Source organism: Sphingobium agrisoli, assembly GCF_041877245.1.
Lineage (GTDB): Bacteria > Pseudomonadota > Alphaproteobacteria > Sphingomonadales > Sphingomonadaceae > Sphingobium.
This window is the reverse complement of record NZ_JBHDJI010000001.1, coordinates 130,104-155,617: the sequence shown is the minus strand read 5'-3', so window position 1 is coordinate 155,617 and position 25,514 is coordinate 130,104. Positions and strand designations below refer to the sequence as shown.

21 protein-coding genes and 1 tRNA gene are annotated in these 25,514 nt (G+C 64.9%); 8 read left to right on the top strand and 14 right to left on the bottom strand.

Going from position 1 to position 25,514, the window contains the following annotated elements:
• Nucleotides 1–31: 31 nt before the first annotated feature.
• Together ACETPF_RS00705 and ACETPF_RS00700 are read right to left on the bottom strand one after the other, a co-directional pair.
• Nucleotides 32–211, bottom strand: coding sequence for a hypothetical protein (locus ACETPF_RS00705; protein ID WP_373932351.1), 180 nt, complete (start codon nucleotides 209–211; stop codon nucleotides 32–34).
• Between the two features lie 104 nt (nucleotides 212–315).
• Entirely contained in the window at nucleotides 316–2,421 is a 2,106-nt protein-coding gene (locus tag ACETPF_RS00700; protein ID WP_373932350.1) for a RelA/SpoT family protein, read from the bottom strand.
• A gap of 111 nt (nucleotides 2,422–2,532) precedes the next feature.
• On the opposite strand from ACETPF_RS00700, the gene ACETPF_RS00695 reads away from it, so the two are divergent.
• Nucleotides 2,533–3,015 (top strand): winged helix-turn-helix transcriptional regulator, encoded by a 483-nt coding sequence (locus ACETPF_RS00695; protein WP_373932349.1) that lies wholly within the window; start codon nucleotides 2,533–2,535, stop codon nucleotides 3,013–3,015.
• A 237-nt stretch (nucleotides 3,016–3,252) separates the two neighbouring features.
• Nucleotides 3,253–5,145, top strand: coding sequence for a potassium transporter Kup (locus ACETPF_RS00690; protein WP_373932348.1), 1,893 nt, complete (start codon nucleotides 3,253–3,255; stop codon nucleotides 5,143–5,145).
• Between the two features lie 140 nt (nucleotides 5,146–5,285).
• Here ACETPF_RS00690 and ACETPF_RS00685 read toward each other — a convergent pair whose 3' ends face one another.
• The 8 genes from ACETPF_RS00685 to ACETPF_RS00650 form a co-directional block, all read right to left on the bottom strand.
• Entirely contained in the window at nucleotides 5,286–5,972 is a 687-nt protein-coding gene (locus ACETPF_RS00685) for a response regulator (RefSeq protein WP_373932347.1), read from the bottom strand.
• Nucleotides 5,969–8,623 carry a DUF4118 domain-containing protein gene (locus tag ACETPF_RS00680; RefSeq protein WP_373932346.1) on the bottom strand — a complete coding sequence of 885 codons (2,655 nt, stop codon included), beginning with the start codon at nucleotides 8,621–8,623 and terminating at the stop codon, nucleotides 5,969–5,971. Before ACETPF_RS00680 ends, ACETPF_RS00685 begins: the two co-directional genes overlap by 4 nt.
• Nucleotides 8,620–9,210, bottom strand: coding sequence for a potassium-transporting ATPase subunit KdpC (kdpC, locus tag ACETPF_RS00675; RefSeq protein ID WP_373932345.1), 591 nt, complete (start codon nucleotides 9,208–9,210; stop codon nucleotides 8,620–8,622). The genes ACETPF_RS00680 and kdpC overlap by 4 nt, the downstream gene beginning before the upstream one ends.
• Nucleotides 9,211–9,308: 98 nt before the next feature.
• On the bottom strand, nucleotides 9,309–11,345 hold the full coding sequence (gene kdpB / locus ACETPF_RS00670; RefSeq protein WP_373932344.1) for a potassium-transporting ATPase subunit KdpB: 2,037 nt from the start codon (nucleotides 11,343–11,345) through the stop codon (nucleotides 9,309–9,311).
• An 18-nt stretch (nucleotides 11,346–11,363) separates the two neighbouring features.
• Nucleotides 11,364–13,067: a potassium-transporting ATPase subunit KdpA gene (gene kdpA, locus ACETPF_RS00665; protein WP_373932343.1), complete on the bottom strand. Its 1,704-nt coding sequence runs from the start codon at nucleotides 13,065–13,067 to the stop codon at nucleotides 11,364–11,366.
• Nucleotides 13,068–13,081: 14 nt separating this feature from the next.
• Entirely contained in the window at nucleotides 13,082–13,171 is a 90-nt protein-coding gene (kdpF, locus tag ACETPF_RS00660) for a K(+)-transporting ATPase subunit F (RefSeq protein WP_328275128.1), read from the bottom strand.
• Nucleotides 13,172–13,418: 247 nt separating this feature from the next.
• Complete coding sequence (locus ACETPF_RS00655; RefSeq protein WP_373932342.1) at nucleotides 13,419–15,419, bottom strand: calcium-binding protein; 2,001 nt, start codon at nucleotides 15,417–15,419, stop codon at nucleotides 13,419–13,421.
• 82 nt (nucleotides 15,420–15,501) lie between these two features.
• A tRNA-Met gene (locus ACETPF_RS00650) sits at nucleotides 15,502–15,578 on the bottom strand.
• A 264-nt stretch (nucleotides 15,579–15,842) separates the two neighbouring features.
• Between ACETPF_RS00650 and ACETPF_RS00645 the strand changes: the two genes are divergently transcribed.
• From ACETPF_RS00645 to ACETPF_RS00630, 4 genes are read left to right on the top strand one after another with little or no spacing between them, the layout of a single operon-like run.
• Entirely contained in the window at nucleotides 15,843–17,252 is a 1,410-nt protein-coding gene (locus ACETPF_RS00645; RefSeq protein WP_373932341.1) for a circularly permuted type 2 ATP-grasp protein, read from the top strand.
• A gap of 4 nt (nucleotides 17,253–17,256) precedes the next feature.
• Nucleotides 17,257–18,189 carry an alpha-E domain-containing protein gene (locus ACETPF_RS00640; protein WP_373932340.1) on the top strand — a complete coding sequence of 311 codons (933 nt, stop codon included), beginning with the start codon at nucleotides 17,257–17,259 and terminating at the stop codon, nucleotides 18,187–18,189.
• Nucleotides 18,190–18,216: 27 nt separating this feature from the next.
• Nucleotides 18,217–19,083, top strand: coding sequence for a transglutaminase family protein (locus tag ACETPF_RS00635; protein ID WP_373932339.1), 867 nt, complete (start codon nucleotides 18,217–18,219; stop codon nucleotides 19,081–19,083).
• Nucleotides 19,084–19,112: 29 nt separating this feature from the next.
• Nucleotides 19,113–19,850, top strand: a complete 738-nt coding sequence (locus tag ACETPF_RS00630) for a proteasome-type protease (protein WP_373932338.1) — start codon at nucleotides 19,113–19,115, stop codon at nucleotides 19,848–19,850.
• A 122-nt stretch (nucleotides 19,851–19,972) separates the two neighbouring features.
• Here the strand turns inward: ACETPF_RS00630 and ACETPF_RS00625 are convergent, their stop codons facing one another.
• Together ACETPF_RS00625 and ACETPF_RS00620 are read right to left on the bottom strand one after the other, a co-directional pair.
• Nucleotides 19,973–20,365, bottom strand: a complete 393-nt coding sequence (locus tag ACETPF_RS00625) for a type II toxin-antitoxin system VapC family toxin (RefSeq protein ID WP_373932337.1) — start codon at nucleotides 20,363–20,365, stop codon at nucleotides 19,973–19,975.
• On the bottom strand, nucleotides 20,352–20,630 hold the full coding sequence (locus ACETPF_RS00620) for an AbrB/MazE/SpoVT family DNA-binding domain-containing protein (protein ID WP_373932336.1): 279 nt from the start codon (nucleotides 20,628–20,630) through the stop codon (nucleotides 20,352–20,354). The genes ACETPF_RS00625 and ACETPF_RS00620 overlap by 14 nt, the downstream gene beginning before the upstream one ends.
• A 227-nt stretch (nucleotides 20,631–20,857) precedes the next feature.
• On the opposite strand from ACETPF_RS00620, the gene ACETPF_RS00615 reads away from it, so the two are divergent.
• Both ACETPF_RS00615 and trxB read left to right on the top strand, forming a co-directional pair.
• On the top strand, nucleotides 20,858–21,703 hold the full coding sequence (locus tag ACETPF_RS00615; RefSeq protein ID WP_373932335.1) for a hypothetical protein: 846 nt from the start codon (nucleotides 20,858–20,860) through the stop codon (nucleotides 21,701–21,703).
• Nucleotides 21,704–22,068: 365 nt separating this feature from the next.
• Nucleotides 22,069–23,031 carry a thioredoxin-disulfide reductase gene (gene trxB, locus ACETPF_RS00610; protein ID WP_373932334.1) on the top strand — a complete coding sequence of 321 codons (963 nt, stop codon included), beginning with the start codon at nucleotides 22,069–22,071 and terminating at the stop codon, nucleotides 23,029–23,031.
• A 3-nt stretch (nucleotides 23,032–23,034) separates the two neighbouring features.
• Here trxB and chrA read toward each other — a convergent pair whose 3' ends face one another.
• Both chrA and ACETPF_RS00600 read right to left on the bottom strand, forming a co-directional pair.
• Complete coding sequence (gene chrA, locus ACETPF_RS00605) at nucleotides 23,035–24,423, bottom strand: chromate efflux transporter (RefSeq protein ID WP_373932333.1); 1,389 nt, start codon at nucleotides 24,421–24,423, stop codon at nucleotides 23,035–23,037.
• A complete protein-coding gene (locus ACETPF_RS00600) occupies nucleotides 24,420–25,373 on the bottom strand; it encodes a chromate resistance protein ChrB domain-containing protein (protein WP_373932332.1) in 954 nt (317 codons plus the stop codon). Before ACETPF_RS00600 ends, chrA begins: the two co-directional genes overlap by 4 nt.
• Nucleotides 25,374–25,514: the final 141 nt, after the last annotated feature.

Here is a 25,514-nt window from a genome sequence, read left to right as displayed (position 1 = left end):
GCTTTGGCGCTCGGTCCATCGCGCGGGAACGCTATGGTGCGATGGCATGGCTGGTCAGCGAACCGGGGCCATGACCCGCCAGATTTTTGAGGATGCAGTAGGGAACCGCTTTCAACAGGTGCTGGACGAACTCCCCCGCCATTCGTCGATCGGCTTTGCCGACGAGAGGGGTGGCAGCGAACCCGCTGGTGCGGTCGATGCCGACGAACATGCCGCCGCAACCACACAACATGGCGGTTTTCGGTTACGCCGCGCTCATCTTATCGACAGGCTGCACATGGCAGTCAGGGCTACCGGCTCTCATCGATGCCCCCGTCAAACCCGATCCGCCTGCACCACCGTCTCCAGCGCCCTTAGTGCCGACAAAATGCGGTTGAGATGCTGCGCGTCCGCCACCTCCAAATCGATGATGTCGGTGTGGAACGGGCCTTCGCGGTTCACCAGCTGAAGGTTCAGAATGTTCGCCTTGGTGGCGCCGAAGACGTTGGCGACCGCGGCCAGCGCGCCGGGCTGGTTCTTCACGATCACGGCGAGGCGCGCGGTGCCGCCCTTGGACTTGCCGTCCCATGCAAGGTCGACCCAGTCGTCGTCCTGCTCGACCTCCAGCGATCGGCAGTCGATGGTGTGGACCTCGATCGGCTCGCCGGTGCGGCGCACGCCGACGATGCGGTCGCCGGGGACGGGGTGGCAGCAATCGGAGAGGCTGTAGGCGATGCCGGGGGTGAGGCCGCGGATCGAGACGGGCTCGTGCTGGCGCGGATGGGCTTCCTCCATGCCTTCGGCCGTGGTGGAGCCGGGGACGAGCGCCTCCATCACCTCATGGTCGAGCACGCGGTGGGTGGCGATGGCGACCATGAGCGCGGCGCGATCCTCCAGCTTCAGGCGCTTCAATGCCGCGGCCAGCGCCTTGTCGCCCAGTTCCTTGGCGAGGTCGGGCGAGAAGCGGCCGACAATCTCCTCATAGAGTTTCTCGCCGAGCTTGATCTCCTCGCCGCGCTGCTTCTGGCGGATATAGCGGCGGATGGCGGCGCGCGCCTTCCCCGTGATGGCAAAGGTCAGCCAGCCGGGCTGCGGCTCCTGCCCCACGGACTTCAGGATTTCAACCTGGTCGCCATTTTCGAGGGAGGTGCGCAGCGGCACGACGCGGCCGTTGACCTTCGCGCCGACGGTCTGGTTGCCAAGGCTCGTGTGGACGGCATAGGCGAAATCGACCGGGGTGGAGCCCTTGGGCAGCTGGTGCAGCTCGCCCTTGGGGGTGAAGGCGAAGATGCGGTCCTGATACATCGCCATGCGGGTATGTTCGAGCAGCTCGTCGGCGTCCTGGCTCTGCTCCAGGATTTCGACGAGGTCGCGCAGCCAGGCGGCGTGATGATCGGCGGCGTCGCCCTGCTGCTTGTAGGCCCAGTGGGCGGCGAGGCCGAGTTCCGCGTCATTATGCATGGCGCGGCTGCGGATCTGCACCTCGATCCGGGCATTGTCTTGGTGGATGACGGTGGTGTGCAGCGACTGGTAGCCGTTGCGCTTGGGCGTGGAGATATAATCCTTGAAGCGGCCGGGCACCATCTTGAAGGTCTGGTGGATGATGCCGAGCGCGCGGTAGCAATCCTCGACGCTTTCGGTGATGACGCGGAATGCCATCACGTCGGTCAGCTGCTCGAAGCTGATATGGCGCTCCTGCATCTTCTTCCAGATGCTGTAGGGATGCTTCTCGCGGCCCGAGACGGTGACCGACAGCCCCTTGCCGGCGAGCAGGAGGTGAAGCTCCGCGCCGATCCGGTCGACCTTGTCATGGCCGCCTTCCTTCAGCTGCTCCAGACGCTTGGTAATGCTGTCATAGGCTTCCGGCTCGATCTCGCGGAAGGCCAGGAGCTGCATTTCGCGCATGAAGTCATACATGCCGATCCGCTCGGCGAGCGGCGCATAGATATCCATCGTCTCGCGGGCGATGCGGCGGCGCTTGTCCGGGTTCTTAATGAAATGCAGCGTACGCATATTGTGCAGCCGGTCGGCGAGCTTGACCAGCAGCACGCGGATATCGTCCGACATGGCGAGCAGGAACTTGCGGAGATTTTCCGCCGCCCGCTCGTTTTCGGACATGGCCTCGATCTTCGACAATTTTGTCACGCCGTCGACCATGCGGGCGACATCGGGGCCGAAGGCGGCCTCGATCTCCTCATGGGTGACGAGCGTGTCCTCGATCGTGTCGTGCAGCAGGGCGGTAACGATCGTCTGGTCGTCTAGGTTGAAGTCGGTCAGGATGCCCGCCACCTCGATCGGGTGGCTGAAATAGGGGTCGCCGCTGGCGCGCTTCTGGCTCCCGTGCTTCTGGACCGAAAACACATAGGCGCGGTTGATCATCGCTTCGTCCGCATTGGGATCGTAGCGCTTCACCCGCTCGACAAGTTCATATTGGCGTAACATCGTTTCCCGATTGTGTTGAACCGCCCTTGCGGTGCAACAAAAAAATCCCATGTTGCAAATATAGGGCGGCACTTTTGCAACAGCCGCCGCTTTGCGCTATGCGTGACTGTCATGACACATAATATGGCCCAGGACCTGGAACAATGTGCTCTCCCCGCCGCGTTGGAGGCGATGGGCGAGCGATGGTCCTTCCTCATCCTGCGCGGCGCGCTGTCGGGCATCCGCCATTTCGAGGAATTTCAGTCCACGCTGGGGATCGCGCGCAACATCCTCGCCAACCGGCTCGCGCGGCTGGTGGAAAACGGCATCATGCTGCGCCAGCCCATGCTCTGCGACCGGCGGAAGGTCGAATATCGGCTGACCGAAAAGGGGCAGGGCTTGGCCCCCGCGATGATCGCGTTGCGTGTCTGGGGAGAGAAATGGGGTTGCGCGCCCCCGTCGTGCCAGGTGCTGGGCGACAGCCGCGACCGCCAGCCGATCCGCGGCGTGGTGATCCAGGCGCATGACGGGCGAGCGCTGGAATTGAGCGATCTCGTCTGGGTATGCGTGGATGAAGTGACGCCGATGACGCAGGAACCGGCGCAGGCGGCATGATGGCGCTGCCCGGCCGCGTGGAGTAGCGGCCGCCCGGCCGATCAGGCGCGCGTCGACCGCGCGGGGCAATGCACCATCTCTTTTCGACCTGTGGGCTTTCTCGTCCGACAAGCGTGCCGACGTGCGCTATTTTTCGCGGAATCATATGGCAATCCTATGCCGCACCCCCTTTTCCCACATGGCAATCGCACGGGGTTTCATGCCATGGCGTGTGCCGACACAGAAACAGGGACGTCCATGACCACCGCCGCGCCGGCTTCAGCCCATTCGCATGCCCCGGGCCGGCTGCCCGCCCTGACGCTCGGCGCACTGGGCGTCGTGTTCGGCGACATCGGCACCTCTCCGCTCTACGCGCTCAAGGAAAGTTTCGTCGGCCATCACCCGCTCGCCGTGGACCAGCCGCATATTTACGGCGTGCTCTCGCTCATCTTCTGGACCATGACCCTCATCGTCACGGTCAAATATGTCTTCATCGTCATGCGCGCCGATAATGACGGGGAAGGGGGCAGCATGGCGCTGCTCGCGCTCGTTTCGCGCACGATGAAGCCGGGCCGCTGGACCCCGCTCGTGACGATGCTGGGGGTCATCGCCACCGCGCTTTTCTACGGCGACGCGATCATCACCCCGGCCATCTCGGTCCTCTCGGCGGTGGAAGGACTCGCCACCGTCGAAGCCTCCTTCGCTGATCTTGTGCTGCCGATCGCCATCGCCATCCTGATCGGCCTGTTCCTGATCCAGAAGCATGGCACCGACAGGGTCGGCATATTGTTCGGCCCGGTGATGGCGGTCTATTTCGTCACGCTCGCAGTGCTCGGCATCCTCAACCTGCTGCGCCACCCGGAAATCATCGGCATCGTCAATCCGCTCTGGGCGATCCACTTCTTCGCGCTCGATCCGAAGCTCGCCTTCCTCGCGCTCGGATCGGTCGTGCTGGCGGTGACGGGGGCCGAAGCGCTCTATGCGGACATGGGCCATTTCGGGCGCAAGGCGATCAGCATCGCCTGGCTCTACGCCGCTTTTCCGTGCCTGCTGCTCAACTATATGGGGCAGGGCGCTCTGCTGCTGGACGATCCCGCCGCCGCGCAAAATCCCTTCTTCCTGCTCGCGCCGGAATGGGCGCGGCTGCCGGTCGTCATCCTTGCGACGCTCGCCACCATCATCGCCAGCCAGGCGGTGATATCCGGTGCCTTCTCGGTCACGCGCCAGGCGGTGCAACTGGGCTTCCTGCCGCGCCTGCGTATCCTCCACACCAGCGCGTCGGCGGCGGGGCAGATTTACGTGCCGCTGATCAACTGGATGCTGCTGATCCTCGTCATCATGCTGGTCATCGGCTTTGGCACGTCCAGCGATCTTGCCGCCGCCTATGGCATCGCCGTCACCGGCACGATGGTCATCACCGCCTGCATGCTGGGCGTTCTGACGTTCAAGGTGTGGCGCTGGCACCCGTTGCTGGCGGGCGGCGTCACCGGCCTGTTCCTGATCATAGACGGCGCCTATTTCCTGTCCAACGCGACCAAGATACCCGATGGCGGCTGGTTCCCGCTGCTGGTCGCGCTCATCGTCTTCGTCCTCCTCACCACCTGGTCGACCGGGCGCAAGCTGATGCGCCGTTACCTCTCGGTAGGGGCGATGGACCTCGATCTCTTCATCCGCTCCACGTCCCAATCGATCAAGCGCGTGCCCGGCACGGCCATCTTCCTCTCCTCCAGCACCGACGGCGTGCCCCCCTCGCTGCTCCACAACGTCAAGCATAACAAGATCTTGCACCAGCGCGTCATCATCCTGACGGTCGTGACCGAATCCGTGCCGCAGCTCCCCATTGATGGCCGGGTCGAAGCGCAGGATTGCGGGGAGGGCTTCTACCGCCTCCGCCTGCGCCACGGCTTCATGGAGGATGTGGACATCCCCGCCGCGATGAAGGCGGTGCAGGATTGCGGCGGCCCGATCGGTGTCATGGACACCACCTATTTCTTGAGCCGCCAGACGCTGATCGCCTCCGACCGTCCCGGCATGGCGATCTGGCGCGAAAAGCTCTTCGCCTGGATGATCCGCAACGCGGAAAGCCCGATGCAGTTCTTCCGCCTGCCAACGAACCGCCTCGTCGAGCTGGGCTCCCAGATCGAGATTTAGCGCTGAAACATCCTCCCCTGTAAGGGGAGGGGGACCACGAAGTGGTGGAGGGGTGTCCCGCTATCGCGAGGGTGATACCCCTCCGTCACGCGCTTCGCGCGCGACACCTCCCCTTACAGGGGAGGAGGGTCTTTTTACCCTCACCCCTTCAAACGATAGCCGATCCCCAGTTCGTTCGCGATCAGCGCCGGGCGTTGCGGATCGTCCTCCAGCTTCTGCCGCAGCCCGCGCACCAGCACGCGCAGATATTCGACATGATGCTCGACCTCGTTGGGCCACACCTGCGCCATGATCTGGCGATGGGTGATGACCCGCCCCGGAAAGCGCGCCAGCTGCGCCAGCACCGCGAATTCCTTGGGCGTCAGGTGCACCTCCTCGCCACGCCGGGTCACGATATGGGCGAGCAGGTCGATCGTCACATCGCCCACCTGGATCGCCGCCGCGCCGCCGTCGCGCGCGACCCGGTTCCGCAGCGCCACCCGCACCCGCGCCAGCAATTCGTCGGTGTCGAACGGCTTGGTCAGATAATCGTCGGCGCCCAGGTCCAGCGCCGCCACCTTCTCGTCGGTCGCCTCGCGCGCCGACACCACGATCAGCGTCGCATCCGACTGCCGCTTGATCAGCGGCACCAGCTCCAGCCCGTCGCGATCGGGCAAGCCTAAATCCAGGAGCACGATATCGGGCGCTTCGCTCGTCAGCAGCGCCATCGCCTCGCGCGCATTCTGCGCCTCCACCGTCGCATGATCGGCGCGCGCCAGCGCGGTCTGGATCAGCCGGCGGATCGGCGGCTCGTCGTCCACGATCAGGACTTTATGGCGGATCTTCATGGGACTTCCCCGTCAGCGATTGTCAATGCGCGCGGAATGCGGATGGTGAAGCAGGCCCCCCTCGGCTCGCTCTCGTTCCCCGCCTCCACCTCCAGCCCCATCGCCTGCGCGAAGCCCTTGACGATGGCAAGGCCAAGGCCCGTGCCATGCCTCGCCCGGTCCGATCCCTCCAGCCGGGTGAAGGTCTCGAACACCCGCGCCTCCTGCCCCGGCGGGATGCCCGGCCCCTCATCGATCACCGACAGCAGCAGCGCGTCGGGCCGGCTGCGGCACCGCACGATGACCGGTGTCCCCGGATCGGCATAGCGCCCCGCATTGTCCAGCAGGTTGATGAGGATATGGTGCAGCAGCACAGGATCGACCCGCACTAGCGGAATGTCGGGCGGGATATCCACCTCCACCTGATGCCCGGCGAGCGACCCGCGCGTGTCATGCACCGCGCCCGCCACCGCGTCGAACAGGTCGGTCGCTTCGGGCTTCATCGGCAGCGCACCGGCCTCCACCCGCGCCATGTCGAGCAGGTTGGCGACGAAGCGATTGAGCCGCCGCGCCTCGCTCTCCACCGTGGCCGCCAGATCGGGGGAGGGGCTGCGCTGCATCTCCTGCGCGGCGGACAGGATCGTCGTCAGCGGCGTCCGCAGGTCATGGCTGACCGACGAAAGCAGGGCGGCGCGCAGCCGGTCGCGCTCGCTGATCTGCTGCGCCTTGGCATGTTCCTCCTCCAGCGCCATCCGGTCCATCGCGATCGATGCCTGGTCAATGAGGCTCATCAGCAGCGATCCCTGGTCGGACCGCAGCGCCGGCCCCGCATCCTCGCGCGCGATGCCCAGCGCGCCCAGCACGCCGCGCCCGGTGCCGAGCGGATGGAACAGCCAGTCGGAGGCGGTCAGTGTCGAGGAGCCGCGCCCGGCCGGCTGGCCGTTATCCATCGCCCATTGCGCCGCCGCCTTCTCGATCTGATCCATGCGGTCGTCGGGCGGATAGGCCGCGCCCAGCGTCGGCCCATCGGGGGAGGGCAGCAGCAGCACCGTGTTCACGTCCAGCAGCCGCGCGACCTCCGCGCAGATCGCTTGCATCAGCGCCTCGCGGCTCGCCGCCGCCGTCAGCTGCCGGGAAAAGCTGGCCAGCGCCGCATTCTGCCGGGCGCTGAACGAAGCCAAGTCCGCCTGCGCCCGCACCCGCGCGCCCAGCTGGCTGGTGACGATCGCGACGCCCAGCAGCACGATGATGCTGATCACATTTTCCGGGTTGCTGACCGTCAGCGTGCCGGTCGGCGGCAGGAAGAAGAAATTATAGGCGAGGCTCGACAGCAGCCCCGCGAACAGCCCGGCGCGCAGGCCGAAGGAGGCGGCGGCGAACATCACCGGCACCAGATAGAGGAGCGATATGTTGCCGAGGTCGATGATCGCCAGCGCCAGCCGCCCCAGCACGGTCATCGCCGCGACCATCAGCGCCGCCCAGATATAGTCGGTCGGCCGCCCCCAATGCCCTTCGCGCTTCCGCCCGCGCGCCGGGCGTGGTGCGCTTTCGGCGGGCAGCACATGCACCGCCATCTGTCCCGCGCCGCGCACCAGTCGATCGACGATCGACCCGTGGCGCAGCTCGAACCACCAGGATCGCGCCGATTTGCCGACGATGATCTGCGTCGCGCGCGCCTCCAGCGCGAAATCGCGCAGCCCCTCGACCGCGTGGGTCGCGGGCACGCTGGCGGTATCCGCGCCCAGCCGCGACGCCAGCGCCAGCGTCTCGGCTAGCTGCGCGCGTTCCGCCTCGCTGAACCCCCGGTCGCGCTGCGTCTCGATATGCACCGCCGTCCAGGGGGCTTTGAGCGCATCGGCCAGCCTTTTGCCTGCCCGCACCAGTCCCGCCGCATGGGGCTGTTCGCTCACCGCGACCACGATGCGCTCGCCCGCCGCGAAATTGCCCGCCAGCGCGTGCGCGCGCACATGCTCCAGCATCTGCGCGTCCACCGCCTGCGCCGCCCGCCGCAGCGCCAGTTCGCGCAGCGCCGTCAGGTTGGATTTGGAAAAGAAATGCGTGAGCGCCCGCGTCGCTTCCTGCGGAATATAGACCTTGCCGGCCTTCAGCCGCTCGATCAGCTCGTCGGGCGGTATGTCCACCACCTCGATCTCGGCCTGCTCCAATATGCTGTCGGGCACCGTCTCGCGCACCCGAACCCGCGTGAAGGAGGCGACGACGTCGTTCAAGCTCTCGACATGCTGGATATTGACCGTCGAATAGACGTCGATCCCGGCGTCTAGCAGTTCCTCGACATCCTGGTAGCGCTTCGGGTGCCGGCTTCCGGGCGCGTTGGTGTGCGCCAGCTCGTCCACCAGCACCAATTGCGGCCGGCGCGCCAGGATCGCGTCGATATCCATTTCCGGCAGGACATGGCCCTGATGCGCTACCTCCCGGCGCGGGATCAGTTCATGCCCCTCGACCAGCGCCTGCGTCTCGCGCCGGCCATGGGTCTCGACCACGCCGACGACGACATCGACGCCTCCCTCGCGCCGCTGCCGTCCGTCGGTCAGCATCTCATAGGTTTTGCCGACCCCCGGCGCCGCGCCCAGAAAGACCTTCAGCCGCCCACGGCCTTCCTGCGCGGCGGCACGCAGAAAGGCTTCGGGGGCAGGGCGGTCGGGCTCGCTCACCGCGCCTGCTTAGCGCCAATCGCGTCCAGCCGTCGATTGAGTTCGAGCAGATTGACGCGCGGCTCGCCGATGAAGCCCAGCAGCGGCCGTTCGACGCTCTCGCTCACCAGCGCCCGCACCGCCGCGCTGTTCATCCCGCGCGCGGCCGCGACGCGATCGGCCTGATAAAAAGCCGCCTCGGGGCTGATATGGGGGTCGAGCCCCGAAGCGGAGGCGGTCACCAGATCGGACGGAACTTGACGATCGGGTGCAGCAGCCTTGAACGTCTGCATGTCGGCGGCGACGCGCTCGGCCAGCGCCCTGGACGCGGGGCCAAGATTGGAACCGGACGAGGCCTGTCCGTCATAGCCCTTGCCCGCCGCCGAGGGCCGCCCGTGGAAATAGCGGTCGGCCGTGAAGGACTGGCCGATCAGCGCCGATCCCACAACCCGGCCGCCTTCGCGCACCAGGCTGCCATTGGCCTGGGCGGGAAACAGCATTTGCGCCACCCCCGTCAGCGCCAGCGGATAGGCGATCCCCAGCAGGAGCGCGAAGAGGATTGTCATCATGATCGCGGGCCGAAGGGCGGATTTCAGGTCTTGGTTCATATACTTATCCTTTCGTGTTCCTGCGAAAGCAGGAACCCAGGGTTCAGATGGATGCCCTGGCACCCTGGGCTCCTGCTTGCGCAGGAGCACCGGTGCGCTCACGCCAACCCCATCCCGTTGACCAGCAGGTCGATGGCCTTGATCCCCGCAAACGGGGCGATCAGCCCGCCGAGGCCATAGATGGCGAGGTTCCGCGCCAGCAGCGGCCCCGCCCCGATCGGGCGATAGGTCACGCCCTTCAGCGCCAGCGGCACCAGGCAGGGGATGATAAGCGCGTTGAAGATGATCGCGGACAGGATCGCGCTTTGCGGCGTCGCCAGCCCCATGACGTTGAGCACCCCCAGCCCCGGATAGAGCGCCACGAACATCGCCGGGATGATCGCGAAATATTTGGCGACGTCATTGGCGACCGAAAAGGTCGTCAGCGCCCCGCGCGTCATCAGCAACTGCTTGCCCAGGCCCACCACCTCGATCAGCTTGGTCGGGTCGCTGTCCAGGTCGACCATGTTGCCCGCCTCGCGCGCGGCCTGCGTGCCGGTGTTCATCGCCACGCCGACGTCAGCCTGGGCGAGGGCAGGGGCGTCGTTGGTGCCGTCGCCGCACATCGCGACCAGCCGTCCGCCTTCCTGTTCCTTGCGGATCAGCGCCAGCTTGTCCTCGGGCGTCGCCTGCGCCAGGAAATCGTCGACGCCGGCCTCGGCGGCGATAGCGGCGGCGGTCAGCGGATTGTCGCCGGTGATCATCACCGTGCGGATGCCCATCGCCCGCAGCTCGCCGAACCGCTCGCGGATGCCGGCCTTGACCACGTCTTTCAGGAAGATCGCGCCCAGCAACCGCCCGTCCTTCGCGACGGCCAGCGGCGTGCCGCCCGCGCGTGCGATCTCGTCGGTGATGCGGCGCAGCTCGGTCGCCGCCGCCGTTTCGCCCGCGCCCGGATTGGCGCGCAGCACCGAATCCACCGCGCCCTTCTGGATCACGCTGCCGTCGATACGGACGCCTGAAATCCGGGTCTGTGCGGTGAAGGGAATGACCTCCGCCCCCTCGGGCAGTCCCTGCGTCGCGGCGCCCGCCTTCTCCCGCGCCAGCATGACGATGGAGCGCCCCTCCGGCGTCTCGTCCGACAGGCTCGCCAGCAGCGCTGCCTCGGCAAGGTCGCTCAGCGACGCGCCACACACCGGCCGGAACTCGCTCGCCTGCCGGTCGCCGACCGTGATGGTGCCGGTCTTGTCGAGCAGCAGCGTATCGATATCGCCCGCCGCCTCGACCGCGCGGCCCGACTTCGCCAGCACATTGAACCGCACCAGCCGGTCCATCCCCGCAATGCCGATCGCCGACAGCAGGGCCGCGATCGTCGTCGGAATGAGGGTGATGAGCAGCGCCGCCAGGATCGCCACCGGCACCTTGCCGCCGGCATAGCTGGCGAAGCTCGGGATCGTCGCCACCGCGATCAGGAAGATGATGGTGAGGCCCACGAGCAGCAATGTCAGCGCGATCTCGTTCGGCGTCTTCTGCCGCTGCGCCCCTTCGACCAGCGCGATCATCCGGTCGAGAAAGCCCTGGCCCGGATTGACCGTCACCCTGACGCGGATCTCGTCGGAAATGACGCGCGTGCCCGCCGTCACCGCCGACCGGTCGCCGCCTGCCTCGCGAATGACCGGCGCGCTCTCGCCGGTGATGGCCGCCTCGTTGACCGAGGCCACGCCGGCGATCACCTCGCCGTCGGACGGGATCAGGTCGCCCGTCTCCACCAGCACGACATCGCCGACCCGCAGGGCGCTCGCCGCCACGCTTTCGTGCGCCGGGCCGTCACCCTTCAGCCGCTTGGCGATCAATTCCGCCTTGGCGGCGCGCAGCGACGCCGCCTGCGCTTTGCCGCGCCCCTCGGCCAGCGCCTCGGCAAAAGTGCCGAACAATACCGTCAGCCACAGCCACACGATCAGCTGCAATTTGAAGCCGGTCGCAAGGCCATCCTGCCCGACCGCCAGCAAGACGGTCAGCAGCACCGCGACGACGGCGGTCACGAACATCACCGGATTGCGGATCAGCTGCGCGGGCGTGAGTTTGCGAAATGCGTCGCCGATCGCGGGAAGGATCAGGTCGGCGGTAAAGAGCGATTTGGACGCCGTGCGTGCCATGTGTTGCTCCGTTCTATCTTAGAAAAGCTGGCCGTTGATCATCGCCAGATGATCGGCGATGGGGCCAAGGGCGAGGCTGGGCAGGAAGGTCAGGCCGCCCACGATCAGCACGATGCCGATCAAAAGGCCCGTCCACAGTGGTCCGGTCGTGGGGAAGCTGCCCGCCGTTTCAGGGGTATAGCGTTTCGCCGCCAGCCCGCCCGCGATCGCCAGCATGGGCACGATGACGAAGAAGCGCCCGATCCACATCGCCACCCCCAACAAGCCATTGTAGAAGGGGGTGTTGGCGCTGAGCCCCGCAAAGGCCGACCCGTTATTCCCGACCGCGCTGGTGAAGGCGTAGAGAATCTCGCTGAACCCGTGCGGTCCCTTGTTGAGCGACCCGGCCAGCCCCGCCTGGGTAACGCTCGCCAGCGCGGTAAGGCCAAGGATCGTAAGCGGCAGCACCGCAATCGCCAGCACGGCCAGCTTCACCTCGCGGCTCTCGATCTTCTTGCCGACATATTCGGGCGTCCGCCCGACCATCAGCCCCGCGACGAACACGGCGAGGATCGCGAACAGCAGGAAGCCGTATATGCCCGCGCCCACGCCGCCGACCACCACTTCGCCAAGCTGGATGTTGAACAGGGGGATCATGCCGCCGAGCGCGGTGAAACTGTCATGCATGGCATTGACCGCGCCGCAGCTCGCCGCCGTCGTGACGGTCGCGAACAAGGCGGAGGCGGCGATGCCGAAGCGCACCTCCTTGCCCTCCATATTGCCGCCCGCCGCGCCCAGCTGATGCAGCACGGGGTTGCCGGCCGCTTCCTGCCAGTAAGTGATGGTGACGCCGATCAGGAACAACGTCATCATCGCCGCCAGGATCGCCCAGCCTTGCCGGGGATTGCCCACCGCCTTGCCGAAGGTCCAGGTGAGGCCCACCCCGATGGCGAAGATCGACAGCATCTGCACGAAATTGGTCAGCGCCGTCGGGTTCTCGAACGGATGCGCGCTGTTGGCGTTGAAGAAGCCGCCGCCATTGGTGCCCAGCATCTTGATTGCCTCCTGGCTGGCCACGGGGCCGAGGGTCAGCGTCTGCCGCGCCCCCTCCAGCGTGGTCAGGTCGACCGAGCTTGCCAGCGTCTGCGGCACCCCGCTCGCGATCAGGAACAGCGCGTAGAGCACGCACAGCGGCAGCAGCAGGTAGAGCGTCACCCGCGTCACATCGGCCCAGAAATTGCCGATCGTCGCCGCGCTCCGCCGCGCGAAACCACGGAACAAGGCGAAAGCGAGCGCGATCCCCGTCGCCGCTGACAGGAAATTATGGATGGCAAGGCCCAGCATCTGGCTGAGGTTCGACATGGTCGATTCCCCGCCATAGCTCTGCCAGTTGGTGTTGGTGGTGAAACTGATCGCCGTATTGAACGCCAGATCCGCGCTCGCCCCCGGAAGCCCGCCGGCGTTGAGCGGCAGCAGCCCCTGCAACCGCAACACGGCGTAGGTCAGCAGCAGCAACGCGAGGTTGAACACCAGCATGTGCAGCGCATAACGCCGCCATCCCTGCTCCTCCTTGGGGTCGATCCCCGACAGCCGGTAGAAACCGCGCTCGACCGGCCCCAGCACCCGATGCAGCGGCGTTGCGCGCCCATCGTAGAGCGCGAACAGCCACAGCCCCACAGGCTTGGTGATCGCCAGCAAGATGCCGACAAAGGCCGCGATCAGCAGCCATCCCTGAATTGCCATGATGCGCCCCTTTCTTAGAAGCGCTCGGGCCGCGCGAGCACGGCGACGAGATAGAGAAGAAGGCCCGTCGCGGTCAGCGCCGCGAGCCACAAGTCGATGGTCATCGCCGCGCCTCCCTCACGCCCGGCCGCACAGGCGCGCATAGGCGACGCTGGCCGCGAACAGGCCCGCGATGACGCCGATCCAGACAAGATCCTGCATGATGAAACTCCCGCGAAACCCCGGCCACGCCCCTGCGCGCCGGTCCGTCCACGGTCAGCCCATTAGTCCCCCCGCGCGTTGAAATGCGAGAGAGGGAGCGGGGAAGGGGCGTAGTGTTTGCGTATGAATGGGCGCGGGCGGTTGCGCGGCTTACGCGATCCCGATGTCGGCAGCAGTGATCTGCGGTATGTTCGACAGGATCGCCACCAGCGTCGGATCGGTCGCTCCCACGCCATCGGCGTCATAATAGAGTCGGCCATTACCCGGGTCGTAGAGGAAATGCTGCTCAGCAGTGCTTGCGCTGCTACCGATCGCAAAGGCGTTGGCGGGCAATGATCCCTGGGCTAACCCACCGAATTCCCGACCTAAAAATATGATGCTGTCCATGCCTGGTTCGAAGTCGGTGATGATGTCGCGCAATACGCTCGATTCCTTGACATCGAACCAGAAGATGTCGCCACCGCTGCCACCAGACAGGCGGTTTGCGCCGCGCCAACCCCATAGCTGGTCATTGCCCGCAGCGCCCGACAATATGTCGTTGCCGCCCTCGCCCCTCAGCCAATTAGAGCCTGCATTGCCCAGGATGATGTCATCGCCATTGAAACCGCCACCGAACAAGTCGTCGGTGCCGGTCAGTTCCAGCCGCTCGAAATTGTCGGGCAGCCAGGCATCGATGGAGGACATGATCGTATCGTAACCCTCACCGGCATATTCACGCAAATTGACCGGATTATCGCCCTCGCTCAGATAATAAATATCGTCCCCAGCGCCACCCCGCGCGGTGCCGCCGCCGCCTCCGGTAACAAGCTGGTCGTTGCCGTCGCCGCCCTCCAGTATGTCGCTACCCGCGCCGCCGTGCAGAGTATCGTTGCCCGCCCCGCCATTCAGCACATCGTCGCCGATGCCGCCGGTTAGTTCGTCATTGCCTACGCCGCTCTTGACCGACAGGCTTTCAAACCCGCGAAATATGCTGTTCGCGATACGGTAGGCGCCATCTCCCGACGGCACGAACAGGATGTTCATGGTCGCCCCGGAGAAATCAAGCGACATGATGTCATTGCCCAGCCCGCCGTTAAGCGTCAGCGTCGCGTCGGTCAGCACCGCATTGCCGTCAATCTCGATTCTGTCAGAGAGGTCGCTCAAAGTGGCGGTAAGCTTTTCGATGCTCGCCAGGCTGACCTGACCCAACCGGCCTGACAAGCCACCGTTGGGGTCGCGTTCCAGACGGGTGTAAATGTAGCTGGTCAGCCCTGAGAGCGTGGCCGTGTCTTGTCCTGCTCCGCCGTCTATATGGACCGACGCGGAATTGGTAACCACGAAACGGTCGTTGCCCCCGCCAGCCTTCACGTCCGCATCGGCCCGGTCGGTCAGGCGGATGACATCATTTCCATCACCAAGCTCGGCATCGACCCCCTCGACATTGACGGCTCTCGATCCATTGCTGAGGGAAGCTGTCTGAGTAAGACCGTTGACGCTCAGTGTCCGGGCCTCGGTCGTTCCTGCGGTCAGGATAATCCAATGGTCCCTGCCTGCACCGCCATCGATGATGTCGCGCCCGCCTTGCGAGGCAACGTAATCGCGGCCACCGCCCATTTTCACCCGGCTGCTGCCGGACGCCAGACTGACCCGATCGCTCCCTTCACCAAGCGCGATGACGTGGTCGCCTGCGCCAAGTTCGAGGTTGTAGTCTTCGAAGCCGGTAAAGCGGCTCCCGAAATTGTTGCTGACGTTTCCGGCCTGATCGACCTTGAAAACCACCCGCCCGATAGGCTGCAGGACAAGATACAAGGTATCGACCCCGCCACCTGCATCGATCCGCACGGACGCCGCTTCCAATTGTGGGGTTTCAACCACCAGGCGGAAGGAATCGTTTCTGATGCCGAACCGGACGTCTAGTATTTCGATCCGAGAAAATTCGACATGGTCATTGGATATCCGCGAGCTCACCACGCCGCTAAATCCATCCGGCCCTAGCGTCGCATAGGGATAGAGCTCAAACGACGAGGCTTTGTAGACACTGTAATCGACCGACAACTTGTCGATGCCAACTCCGCCGTCCACCTTGTCATATCCGCTCTTGGGTCGGAAGAAATCGTCTTGATCGGTCCCGATCAATATGTCGTCGCTGTCGGTTCCGTTGATGATCGCCATGTCGCCCGCTCTCCACCCCGGAACGGGCTAGGGGCAGCCGCCGAAATATTCAAGCCAAGATACTGCATTTGGGCTGGAAAATTGGTAGCGGAGGAGGGACTCGAACCCCCGACACGCGGATTATGATTCCGCTGCTCTAACCGGCTGAGCTACTCCGCCCCATGGGCATCGTCAGGGGCGTCCCCTGCGGTGAGGGCGCGCTATACGCAGGCGGGGCGGGCGGGTCAACGGGGGCGCGCGCCGACCGTTCAAAATTTTCCGCCGCCCGCGCCGCCCGCGCCAGCCGCCCGATTTTCCCTCCCCACGCAACCGCTTGTGCTCCCTCGCGCTTTCCCCATGATTTTTGGCTTGCAATCGCCACCGCGGCGCGCATGAATATTGCAACGCACAACCGGCCGTCCTGGCCGAGGGAGGATCGTCCACTTGCCCTTCCATGAGATGTTTGAGCCTGACGGATCGATACGCCCCTGTTATGACGAAGTGCAGCAATGGGTGGAGCGAACCGGCATCGCCGGGCTCAATCGCCGCATGGATGAGGCGGAGGCGATTTTCCGCCGCATCGGCATCACCTTCGCCGTCTATGGAGAGGGGGGCGATCCCGAACGGCTGATCCCGTTCGACCTGCTGCCGCGCATCTTTACCGCCAACGAATGGCGCATTCTCGACCGGGGCATCCGTCAGCGCGCCCGCGCCTTGAACGCCTTCCTCCACGACGTCTATCATCGCGGCGAAATCGTGAAGGCCGGCATCATGCCCGCCGACATCATCTACCGCAACAGCGCCTATCTCGCCGAAATGGCGGACTTCACCCCGCCGGGGAAGGTCTACAGCCATATCGTCGGCATCGACATCGTGCGGACCGGGCCGGGTAGTTTCGAGGTGCTGGAGGATAATTGCCGCACCCCTTCCGGCGTCTCCTACATGCTCGAAAATCGCGAGATCATGACGCGCATGTTCCCGGAGCTGTTCGCGCAGGGGGTGGTCGCGCCGGTGGACGATTACCCCGCCGAGTTGCTCAAGAGCCTCAAGGAAGTCGCGCCGCCCGCGTGCAAGGGCGATCCCGTCGTCGTCGTCCTGACCCCCGGCTCGCTCAATAGTGCCTATTATGAGCACAGCTTCCTCGCCGACCTGATGGGCGTCGAACTGGTCGAACCCGCCGACCTCTTCGTCGACAATGACCGGGTGTGGATGAAGACGACGCTGGGGCCAAAGGCGGTCGATGTCATCTATCGCCGGATCGACGACGAATATATCGACCCGCTCGTCTTCCGCCCCGACAGCCTGCTGGGCGTCCCCGGCATCTTCAACGTCTATCGCAATGGCGGCGTGACGCTCGCGTCGGCGCCGGGCTCCGGCATCGCCGACGACAAGGCGGTCTATATCTACGTGCCGGAGATGATCCGCTTCTACCTCGGCGAAAAACCGATCCTCGACAATATCCAGACCTGGCAGTGCGGCAAGCCCGACGAACTCGCCTATGTGCTGGAAAACCTCCATGAACTCGTCGCCAAGGAAGTCCATGGTTCGGGCGGCTACGGCATGTTGATCGGCCCCAAGTCCACCCGCGACGAAGTCGCCGCCTATGCCGAACGGATCAAGGCGAACCCGGGCGAATTCATCGCCCAGCCCACGCTCGACCTGTCGACCGTGCCGACGCTGGGACCGGCGGCGGTGGTCGGCCGCCACGCCGATTTCCGTCCCTACTGCCTCGTCGGCAAGCAGATCCGCCTCGTCCCCGGCGGCCTCACCCGCGTCGCGCTGACCGAAGGCTCGCTGGTCGTGAACTCCAGCCAGGGCGGCGGGGTCAAGGACACGTGGGTGTTGCAGGATTGATGATATGCTAAGCCGCACCGCCGAAAATCTGTTCTGGATGGCGCGCTACATGGAACGCGCCGAATCCACCGCGCGCCTGCTCACCATGGGGCAGCGGATGGCGATCCTGCCGGGCGCGCATCATCGCGACGAATGGCGCTCCGTCGCCCGTGCCACCGGCGCGGAGCATCGTTTCCCCGAAGGCAAGACCGTGACCGAAAGCGACGTCGTCGCCTGGCTCATGCTCGACCTCGACAATCCCAGCTCGATCCGCTCCTGCCTCCTCAAGGCCCGGTCCAACGCCAAGTCCGCCCGCACCATGCTGACCCAGGATATGTGGGAAGCGCTGAACGAGGGCTGGCGAAAGCTCGACAGCTACGACCTCGCCGAAGCGCGGCAGCAGCTTCCCACCCTCATCGACTGGGTCAAGACCCGCGTCATGACCTTTCGCGGCGCGGCGGATTCGGGCCAGCTCCGCAATGAAGGCCATGATTTCCTGCGCACCGGCGCGGCGCTCGAACGGGCGCAGATGACGCTGCGCCTGCTCGACGTCAAATATTATGTCCTGCTGCCCGAAACCGAAGTCGTCGGCGGCAATCGCGACCATTATCAATGGACCTCGGTCCTCTACGCGCTGTCGGGCGCGCGCGCCTATCATCATGTCTATGGCGGCACCTACACGCCCTGGCAGATCACCGATTTCCTGATGCTCAATACATTGTTCCCGCGCAGCGTCGCCTTCTGCTACGGCCAGCTTTCCTATCGCCTCGGCCGCCTTGCCGGCTGGCACGACGCGCGCGGCGCCTGCCATGAAACGATCGAGCAGATGGTGACCGAGCAGGAAAGCCTCGACAGTGGCGAAATCTTTCGCCGCGGCCTGCACGAAACCGTGCAGCACGGGCTCAAGATGACCAACCAGCTGGGCTGGGAGATCGCCCAGACCTACCATTTCGGCTAAGCGCGGCATGGGGGAGGGGACCAGCCGATGAAGCTCCTCGTCCGCCATCAGACCGTCTATCGCTACGCCGCGACCGCCGGCCGGGTGGCGATGCGCCTGAAGCTCATGCCGGTCGATACCCCGGCCCAGACCGTCCACGACTGGCGCGTCACCATTAACGACGATCCGCTCCCCGGCTTCCATCCCAACAGCTATGGCGAGCGCGAGGCGATCTGGGTCAGCCACGACCGGCTCGACCATGCGGTGATCGTGGCCGAGGGGCTGGTCGAAACCCGCGAGACCCACGGCGTCGTCGGCCATATCCGCTCCAGCGTGCCCCCCGCCTATTTCCTGCGCGACACGACGCTCACCCGCGCTTCGCCGGAGATCGTGGCGATGGCCCGCGCGGTATCTGGCAGCGGCGGCCCGCTCGCCCGCCTCCATGCGCTTTCCGCCGCCGTGGTCGACGCCGTGACCTATCGCCCCGGCGTCACCTCCGCCGACACCAGCGCGGCGCAGGCCTTCGCGCTCGGCGCGGGCGTGTGCCAGGACCATGCCCAGATCTTCATCGCCGCCGCGCGCAGCACCGGCGTCCCCGCCCGCTACGTCTCGGGCTATCTGCTCGCGGCGGGCGACGATGTGCTGCACGAAACCCATGGCTGGGCCGAAGCCTATCTGCCCGATCTCGGCTGGATCGGCTTCGATCCGTCCAACCGCGTCTGCGTCACCGAACGCTATCTGCGCGTCGCGAGCGGCCTCGACGCGGACGATGCCGCGCCGATCCGCGGATCGGTGACGGTCGCGGGCGACATCAGCATCGACGCCGACGTTCGCATCGCGCAGGCGCAGGAGGGCGTGGAGGAACGGCAGTTGCAGCGCCAGCAGCAACAGACTACCCCCCTCAAGGACGACTGATTCCTTATTCCGGGAGGGCCGGGGGGCCGATGACCTATTGCGTAGCCGTACGCGTGGACCAGGGGCTGGTCATGCTGTCCGACACCCGCACCAACGCGGGCATGGACAATATTGCGCGCTTTCGGAAGAGCTTTACCTATCATGTGCCGGGCGACCGGGCGATCACCATGCTTTGCTCGGGCAACCTGTCCATTACCCAGGGGGTGAAGGCGACGCTCAGCAAGGCGATCAAGGAATCGGCGCTCGATCCCGCCATTGAAACCATCCTCAACTGCGACACGATGCACCGCGTCGCGCAGATCGTGGGCACGGCGATGCAGCAGATGCAGCAACGCTATCGCGAGAATATCGAGATGGGCGGCTCGGGCTCCAGCGCCTCGATCATGATCGCGGGCCAGCGACGGGGCGGGAAACCGCGCCTCTACCTCATCTATTCCGCCGGCAATTTCATCGAGGCGACCGAGGACACCCCCTTCTTCCAGATCGGCGAGCATAAATATGGCAAGCCCATCCTCGACCGCATCATCCGCCGCGACACGACCCTGGAGGACGCGACGAAGGCGGTGCTCGTCTCGATGGACTCGACGCTGCGCTCGAACCTCTCGGTGGGTATGCCCCTCGACCTCACCGTCATCCCCACAGACAGCTACGACTTCCGCGTCCGCACCCGCATCGAACCCGACAATGAAGAGTTCGCCCGCATCTCCCAAAGCTGGGGCGCCGCGCTGCACGCGGGGTTCAGGGATCTGCCCAACGTGCTGGATTGAGGGGGGGCAACACGCCTTGTTCCCCGGCGAAAGCCGGGGCCCAGTTCCGCCCTCCCGACTGGACGTCGCTTCTGCCGGGAACGCGACTTATTGCGCTCAAGTCTAGCCCACCAAACCGTCCCTCAACCCGGCACCTCCACCGGAACCGTCTCCAGCCCCGCAGCCCGCTTCTTGAGCCTCCGGTCGAACGTCAAAAAGGCGCTGCAATGCGCCGACCGCGCCAGATGCAGCGCGTCGGCGAAATCCATCCCGCCCTCCATCCAATCCAGCGCCTGAGCCAGCACGGCCGGCTCCTCGACACGAACCTGCCGCAACCCGGCCAGCCCGCGCAGCGCCGTCGCGATCCGCTCCGGCGCGAAGCTATAACCCGCACGCAACACCCATTCCGCCTCCAGCACGACGGTAAGCCCCAGGAAAATCTCCCCTTCCTCGATCGCGCGGCGGGCGGCATCGGCCTGCGCCGCATCGTCGACGGTCAGCAGGCGGACGACGATATTGGTGTCAATTGCCCGCACGCCGCGCCGCCTCCCGCGCGATCACGGCATCCATCTCCTCGACGGACAAAGCCGGCCGATCCGACCGCAGCGATCCGAACACCGCGTCCATCTGGGTTGCGGAGAAGAGCGGCACGGCCCTGAGTAGAACCCCGTCCGCTGTCTCCTCGACCTCCAGCTTTGTCCCTGCGGCCCAATTTTTCCCGTCGCGGATCGCCTTGGGCAGGATGACCTGCCCCTTGGTCGATATGGTGGTGGTGGCGGTGATCCGGTCATGGACGCCCATGCTTTGCTCCGATGGTAAGATGGAGGTAAGATAGCGTAGGATTAGTGGCGGACAAGAGGCGTTGTCGAGCAACAGTGAATTCAGACACGTTACCGCTAGATTGGCGGGTAATATGTGACTAAACGGGTGATCGCTAACCTTTTAGCATGGGTGGAGAGCGCCCATGTACGCACCGCTTGACGGATGGCTAAGTAAAGATGCTGGCCGGTAGATAAGATGGGGGATCTGTGGCAAAGCCCTTTGCATTCGTGTTGATGCCGTTTGATTCAGCCTTCGACGACATTTACAAGCTAGGCATTCAAGCTGTGGCGACAGAGTGTGGCGTTATCGCCGAGCGCGTCGATGAGCAGACTTATTCAGAGACGATGCTTGAACGTATATATCGACAGATTGAGAATGCCGATTTCGTCATCGCCGACATGACCGGAAAAAATCCGAACGTGTTCTATGAAGTGGGGTATGCCCATGCGCGTGGGAAACTGGTGACGTTGCTTACACAGTTCGCCAGCGACATACCATTCGATTTACTTCACCATCGTCATATTGTTTACAGTGGCTCTATTCAGTCACTAAAAAAGGATCTCAAAGCAGAGATAGAGTGGCTGGTTATCGAATCTGAGAAGCAGAAAACTAGCCCATTCACCATCGCTTTGAAAGATGTGTCTGGTGAGCTTGTCAAGACAGATCGTGTGGCCACGGCTGTTGTTGATTTGACTTTCTCTATCCATAATAAATCTAATAAGAAATCTCCTGACATAGAGGCGATTTATGTCCACACAACTTCCCCATGGAAGCTCAAATGTGATGGAGTTGAATGTCCGTCTGCGCCATTGGAAAATTCATCCAACATAGTTAGACATTTTATTAAATCTCCCGTGCCACGTATATCGCCAGATATGTGGATTCAAATAGCGGTGGAAACGAGAAAAACTATGTGGAATTACTGGGGTGGCGAAGAATGTAAGGAAAAATATCGGATAAGTGGTTATATTTGTTTGGAAATTGTGACAAATGAGGGGTCATTCAAAGAAGATATGTTAGCTGAAACCGAGATCGAGGAAATACCCTTTTAATTGTCTTTGCGAATCTACCAAGATGAAGCGAGCAAGCTATTCAATTGCTCTTTCCTAATAGGATTTCCCATGCTTCATCATCCCCGATGAAGCCCTGCCCACCCCCTCCACACGCGCCAACCCGCAGCCCCTCCGCCGCACCCCCGTGACTTGCCGCCGCGCCCCCGGGACCCACCCGTGACCCAACAGGCGCGTCGCGAGCGCCCAGAAACCCCCGCCACACTGTATACTTCGTAGGAAACCCACCCGCACACCGCCCCCCAAGCCCATCTTCCCAGCCCCCATGCAAATCCATCGCTTGGCACCCTCCACCCCGGTCCCTATCTCTCGTCCCCAACCCGAATCGCACCAGATGAAAGCCTGAGATGAGCGCCACCCACTCCACCCGCATGTTGATCCTGGGCTCCGGCCCCGCCGGCCTGTCCGCCGCCATCTATGGCGCGCGCGCGGGGCTTGCGCCGATTGTGGTGCAGGGGATGCAGCCGGGCGGACAGCTCACCATCACCACCGATGTCGAAAATTATCCCGGCTTCCGCGACGTCATCCAGGGGCCGTGGCTGATGGAGCAGATGCAGGCGCAGGCCGAGCATGTCGGCGCGCAGATGATGTACGACCAGATCGTCGACGTGGACCTTAGCGAACGCCCCTTCCGCCTGCGCGGCGACAGCGGCACGCTCTATGTCGCCGACACGCTCGTCATCTGCACCGGCGCGCAGGCGAAGTGGCTGGGCGTCGAGGGGGAGGAGCATCTTCAGGGCAAGGGCGTTTCCGCCTGCGCCACCTGCGACGGCTTCTTCTATCGCGGCAAGAAGGTGGTGGTGATCGGCGGCGGCAATACCGCGGTGGAGGAAGCGCTCTACCTCACCAACCACAGCCATGACGTCACTCTGATCCACCGCCGCGACAGCCTTCGCGCCGAAAAGATCCTGCAAAAGCGCCTCTTCGCCCACCCGAACATCAAGGTCGTGTGGAACAAGGCGGTCGAGCGCTTCGTCGGCGGCGGCACGCCCGTAGGGCTGGTCGGCGTCGACCTCATCGACACGGTCACGGGCGAGAAGAGCCATATTCCGACCGACGGCGGCTTCGTCGCCATCGGCCACCACCCGGCGACCGAACTCTTCGCCGGCAAGCTGCCCACCGACGAAGGCTATCTGCTGGTCGAAAAGGGCACGACCCGCACCGCCATCCCCGGCGTGTTCGCGGCCGGCGACGTCACCGACAAGATCTACCGCCAGGCCGTCACCGCCGCCGGCATGGGCTGCATGGCCGCGCTTGACGTCGAGAAATTCCTCCAGGACCAGGATTTCGAGGAACTGGTGGAGGCGTAAGCCTTACGCCGCCAGCACATACACCGCCCCGATGGCGGCGCAAACCGCGAGCACCGGCAGCACCGCGACCCTGAACCGGAACACCGCCACCAGTGCCCCGACCGCCAGCACCGCCGCCGGCCAGTCGATCGAACCCAGCGCAGGCAGGTCGATCGCCCCGGTCGGCGTCGGCACGACAATCACCCGGCGGAACAGCGTATGGATCGCGAACCAGAGGGCAAGGTTCAGGATCACGCCCACCACCGCCGCCGTGATCGCGGTCAGCGCCGCCGACAGTGCCGAGTTGCCGCGCAGCCGCTCGATGAAAGGCGCGCCGGCGAAGATCCAGAGGAAGCAGGGGACGAACGTAACCCAGGTCGTCAGCACCGCCCCCAAAGTCGCGGCGACCAGCGGCGGCATCGTCCCGGCGTCGCGGAAGGCGGCGAGGAAACCGACGAACTGCGTCACCATGATCAGCGGCCCCGGCGTCGTCTCCGCCATGCCCAGGCCATCGAGCATCTCGCCGGGCCTCAGCCATCCGAACGTGTCCACCGCCTCCTGCGCTACATAGGCCAGCACCGCATAGGCCCCGCCGAATGTCACCACCGCCATCTGGCTGAAAAAGCCGGCGATCCGCGAAAACACATCGTCGGGCCCCAGAGCCACGAACAGCGCCAGCACCGGCCCCAGCCAGAGCAGCAGCATCACGGAGCAAATCCGCAGCGACCAGCCATAATCGGGCCGGGCATGGTCGGGCAGCGCCTCGCCCAGAGCGGTGTCGCGGTCCTGCACCACCGTCCCGCCCGACGAACCATGCCCCACGCCGCCCTTGAACTGCGCCATGCCGCTGCGTCCGCCGAGGTAACCGATCAGCCCGGCGGAAAGGATTATCAGCGGAAAGGGCGCGTCAAGAAAGAAGATGGCGACAAACGCCGCCACCGCGATCCCGCGCATCGCATTGTTCCTAAGCGCACGCCCGCCCACCCGGGCAACCGCCTGCACCACCACCGCCAGCACCGCCGCCTTCAGCCCGAAGAACAGCCCCTCGATCAGCGGCACATGGCCCAGCAGCACATAGACATAACTCAGCGCCAATATGGCGAGGAAACCCGGCAGCACGAACAGCCCGCCGGCGATCAGCCCGCCCTTGGTGCGGTGGAGCAGCCAGCCGATATAGACGGCCAGCTGCTGCGCCTCCGGCCCCGGCAACAACATGCAGTAGTTGAGCGCGTGGAGAAACCGCGACTCCCCGATCCATTTCTTCTCTTCGACCAGTATGCGGTGCATGACCGCGATCTGACCCGCCGGCCCGCCGAAGCTTAATGCGGCGACCCGCGCCCACACGCGGGTCGCTTCGGATAGCGATATGCCATGGTCGCGGGGCGTAGCGGGCGCGGCGGCAGGCTCGGTCATTTGTCCCTCTTCTTCTGGCTGAAATGGGCATGGAACTGGTCGAGCGCCGCGCCTGCGCGGGCGATGCGCTCCATGTCGTCGTCGGTCGCGGCGCACACGCCCGACAGCATCGCGCCGACCCCGGCCGTCTCGGCGCGGCCGAAACGATCGTCGCCTATGTCGAGATCGTGGATGATCTCGCCGATCACGACCAGAGCGGCATCCTCGGTCAGGCCGGCGCGCAGCACCAGCGTCTCGAAACTGCACCGATCCGCCTCATGGGTGAACTCGGCGTCGGCCATGTCGAAACGCAACTCGCCCGGAGCGGGATCGTAGCTGCGCGTGTCGACGAAGCGGAAACGCGCGTCCGCGTCGATGAACCGCCGGATCAGCCAGGCGCAAGCGACGCGGTCGACATGCACGCCGCTGCGCGTCACCCAGGTGCGGCCCTTGAGGTCGGCGGGGGCAAGGGCGGGGGTCGGCGTGTCGCGGCTGACGTCGGGATGGCAGTAGCGCAGCCGGTCGAGATCGGCGAGCGCGGCCTCCGCCTGCTGCCGGCCATGCGCGCCGAAAAAGTCGATCCGGCCGACGTCGTCCAGCCGTTTCCGCAACCGTGCGATCTCCGCGCCGCTGGCCGGGCCGGTATCTATCAGCCGGCGGGCGGCCTGCGCGATTTCCGCATAATCGGCGTCCCGTGCCGCGTCGAACAGCCGGCGCATATCCTGGTCGCTCTGCCCGGCGATCAGCCGCGCCTCGATCAGCGTCGCCTCGCCGCCGCTCTCCTCGATCTCGCGCAACAGCGCCCGCAGCGCTGCCTCAGCCTCGGGCGAGGGCGGCAGGACATGCACGGCGTTCTTCAGCGGCACCGCGCCGATCGCCTGCAACCGCCGCCATATCCGCACGCGCAGATAGGGCGGCTTGGCTGGCAACTGATGCAGCAGAGCAAGCCAAATCAGGTCGGCTGAGTCCATGATATAGATGTATCACAGGATCATTTCCTATCAAGCAGCTATATCATAGGCATGGCGCGGCATGCCCAAACAACTGTACAAGTCGCTGTACAATTCGACCATCGTGCCGGCCATGGACAGAGCGGCGCGCCCGACCGCGCC

Bases quoted from the DNA above. Each gene is read 5' to 3' on its own strand.
- ACETPF_RS00705 (WP_373932351.1), bottom strand. From the start codon at position 211: ATGTTCGTCGGCATCGACCGCACCAGCGGGTTCGCTGCCACCCCTCTC.
- ACETPF_RS00640 (WP_373932340.1), top strand. From the start codon at position 17,257: ATGCTAAGCCGCACCGCCGAAAATCTGTTCTGGATGGCGCGCTACATG.
- ACETPF_RS00700 (WP_373932350.1), bottom strand. From the start codon at position 2,421: ATGTTACGCCAATATGAACTTGTCGAGCGGGTGAAGCGCTACGATCCC.
- ACETPF_RS00690 (WP_373932348.1), top strand. From the start codon at position 3,253: ATGACCACCGCCGCGCCGGCTTCAGCCCATTCGCATGCCCCGGGCCGG.
- ACETPF_RS00600 (WP_373932332.1), bottom strand. From the start codon at position 25,373: ATGGACTCAGCCGACCTGATTTGGCTTGCTCTGCTGCATCAGTTGCCA.
- ACETPF_RS00635 (WP_373932339.1), top strand. From the start codon at position 18,217: ATGAAGCTCCTCGTCCGCCATCAGACCGTCTATCGCTACGCCGCGACC.
- chrA (WP_373932333.1), bottom strand. From the start codon at position 24,423: ATGACCGAGCCTGCCGCCGCGCCCGCTACGCCCCGCGACCATGGCATA.
- ACETPF_RS00685 (WP_373932347.1), bottom strand. From the start codon at position 5,972: ATGAAGATCCGCCATAAAGTCCTGATCGTGGACGACGAGCCGCCGATC.
- kdpC (WP_373932345.1), bottom strand. From the start codon at position 9,210: ATGAACCAAGACCTGAAATCCGCCCTTCGGCCCGCGATCATGATGACA.
- trxB (WP_373932334.1), top strand. From the start codon at position 22,069: ATGAGCGCCACCCACTCCACCCGCATGTTGATCCTGGGCTCCGGCCCC.
- ACETPF_RS00695 (WP_373932349.1), top strand. From the start codon at position 2,533: ATGACACATAATATGGCCCAGGACCTGGAACAATGTGCTCTCCCCGCC.
- kdpA (WP_373932343.1), bottom strand. From the start codon at position 13,067: ATGGCAATTCAGGGATGGCTGCTGATCGCGGCCTTTGTCGGCATCTTG.
- ACETPF_RS00630 (WP_373932338.1), top strand. From the start codon at position 19,113: ATGACCTATTGCGTAGCCGTACGCGTGGACCAGGGGCTGGTCATGCTG.
- ACETPF_RS00655 (WP_373932342.1), bottom strand. From the start codon at position 15,419: ATGGCGATCATCAACGGAACCGACAGCGACGACATATTGATCGGGACC.
- ACETPF_RS00620 (WP_373932336.1), bottom strand. From the start codon at position 20,630: ATGGGCGTCCATGACCGGATCACCGCCACCACCACCATATCGACCAAG.
- kdpF (WP_328275128.1), bottom strand. From the start codon at position 13,171: ATGACCATCGACTTGTGGCTCGCGGCGCTGACCGCGACGGGCCTTCTT.
- kdpB (WP_373932344.1), bottom strand. From the start codon at position 11,345: ATGGCACGCACGGCGTCCAAATCGCTCTTTACCGCCGACCTGATCCTT.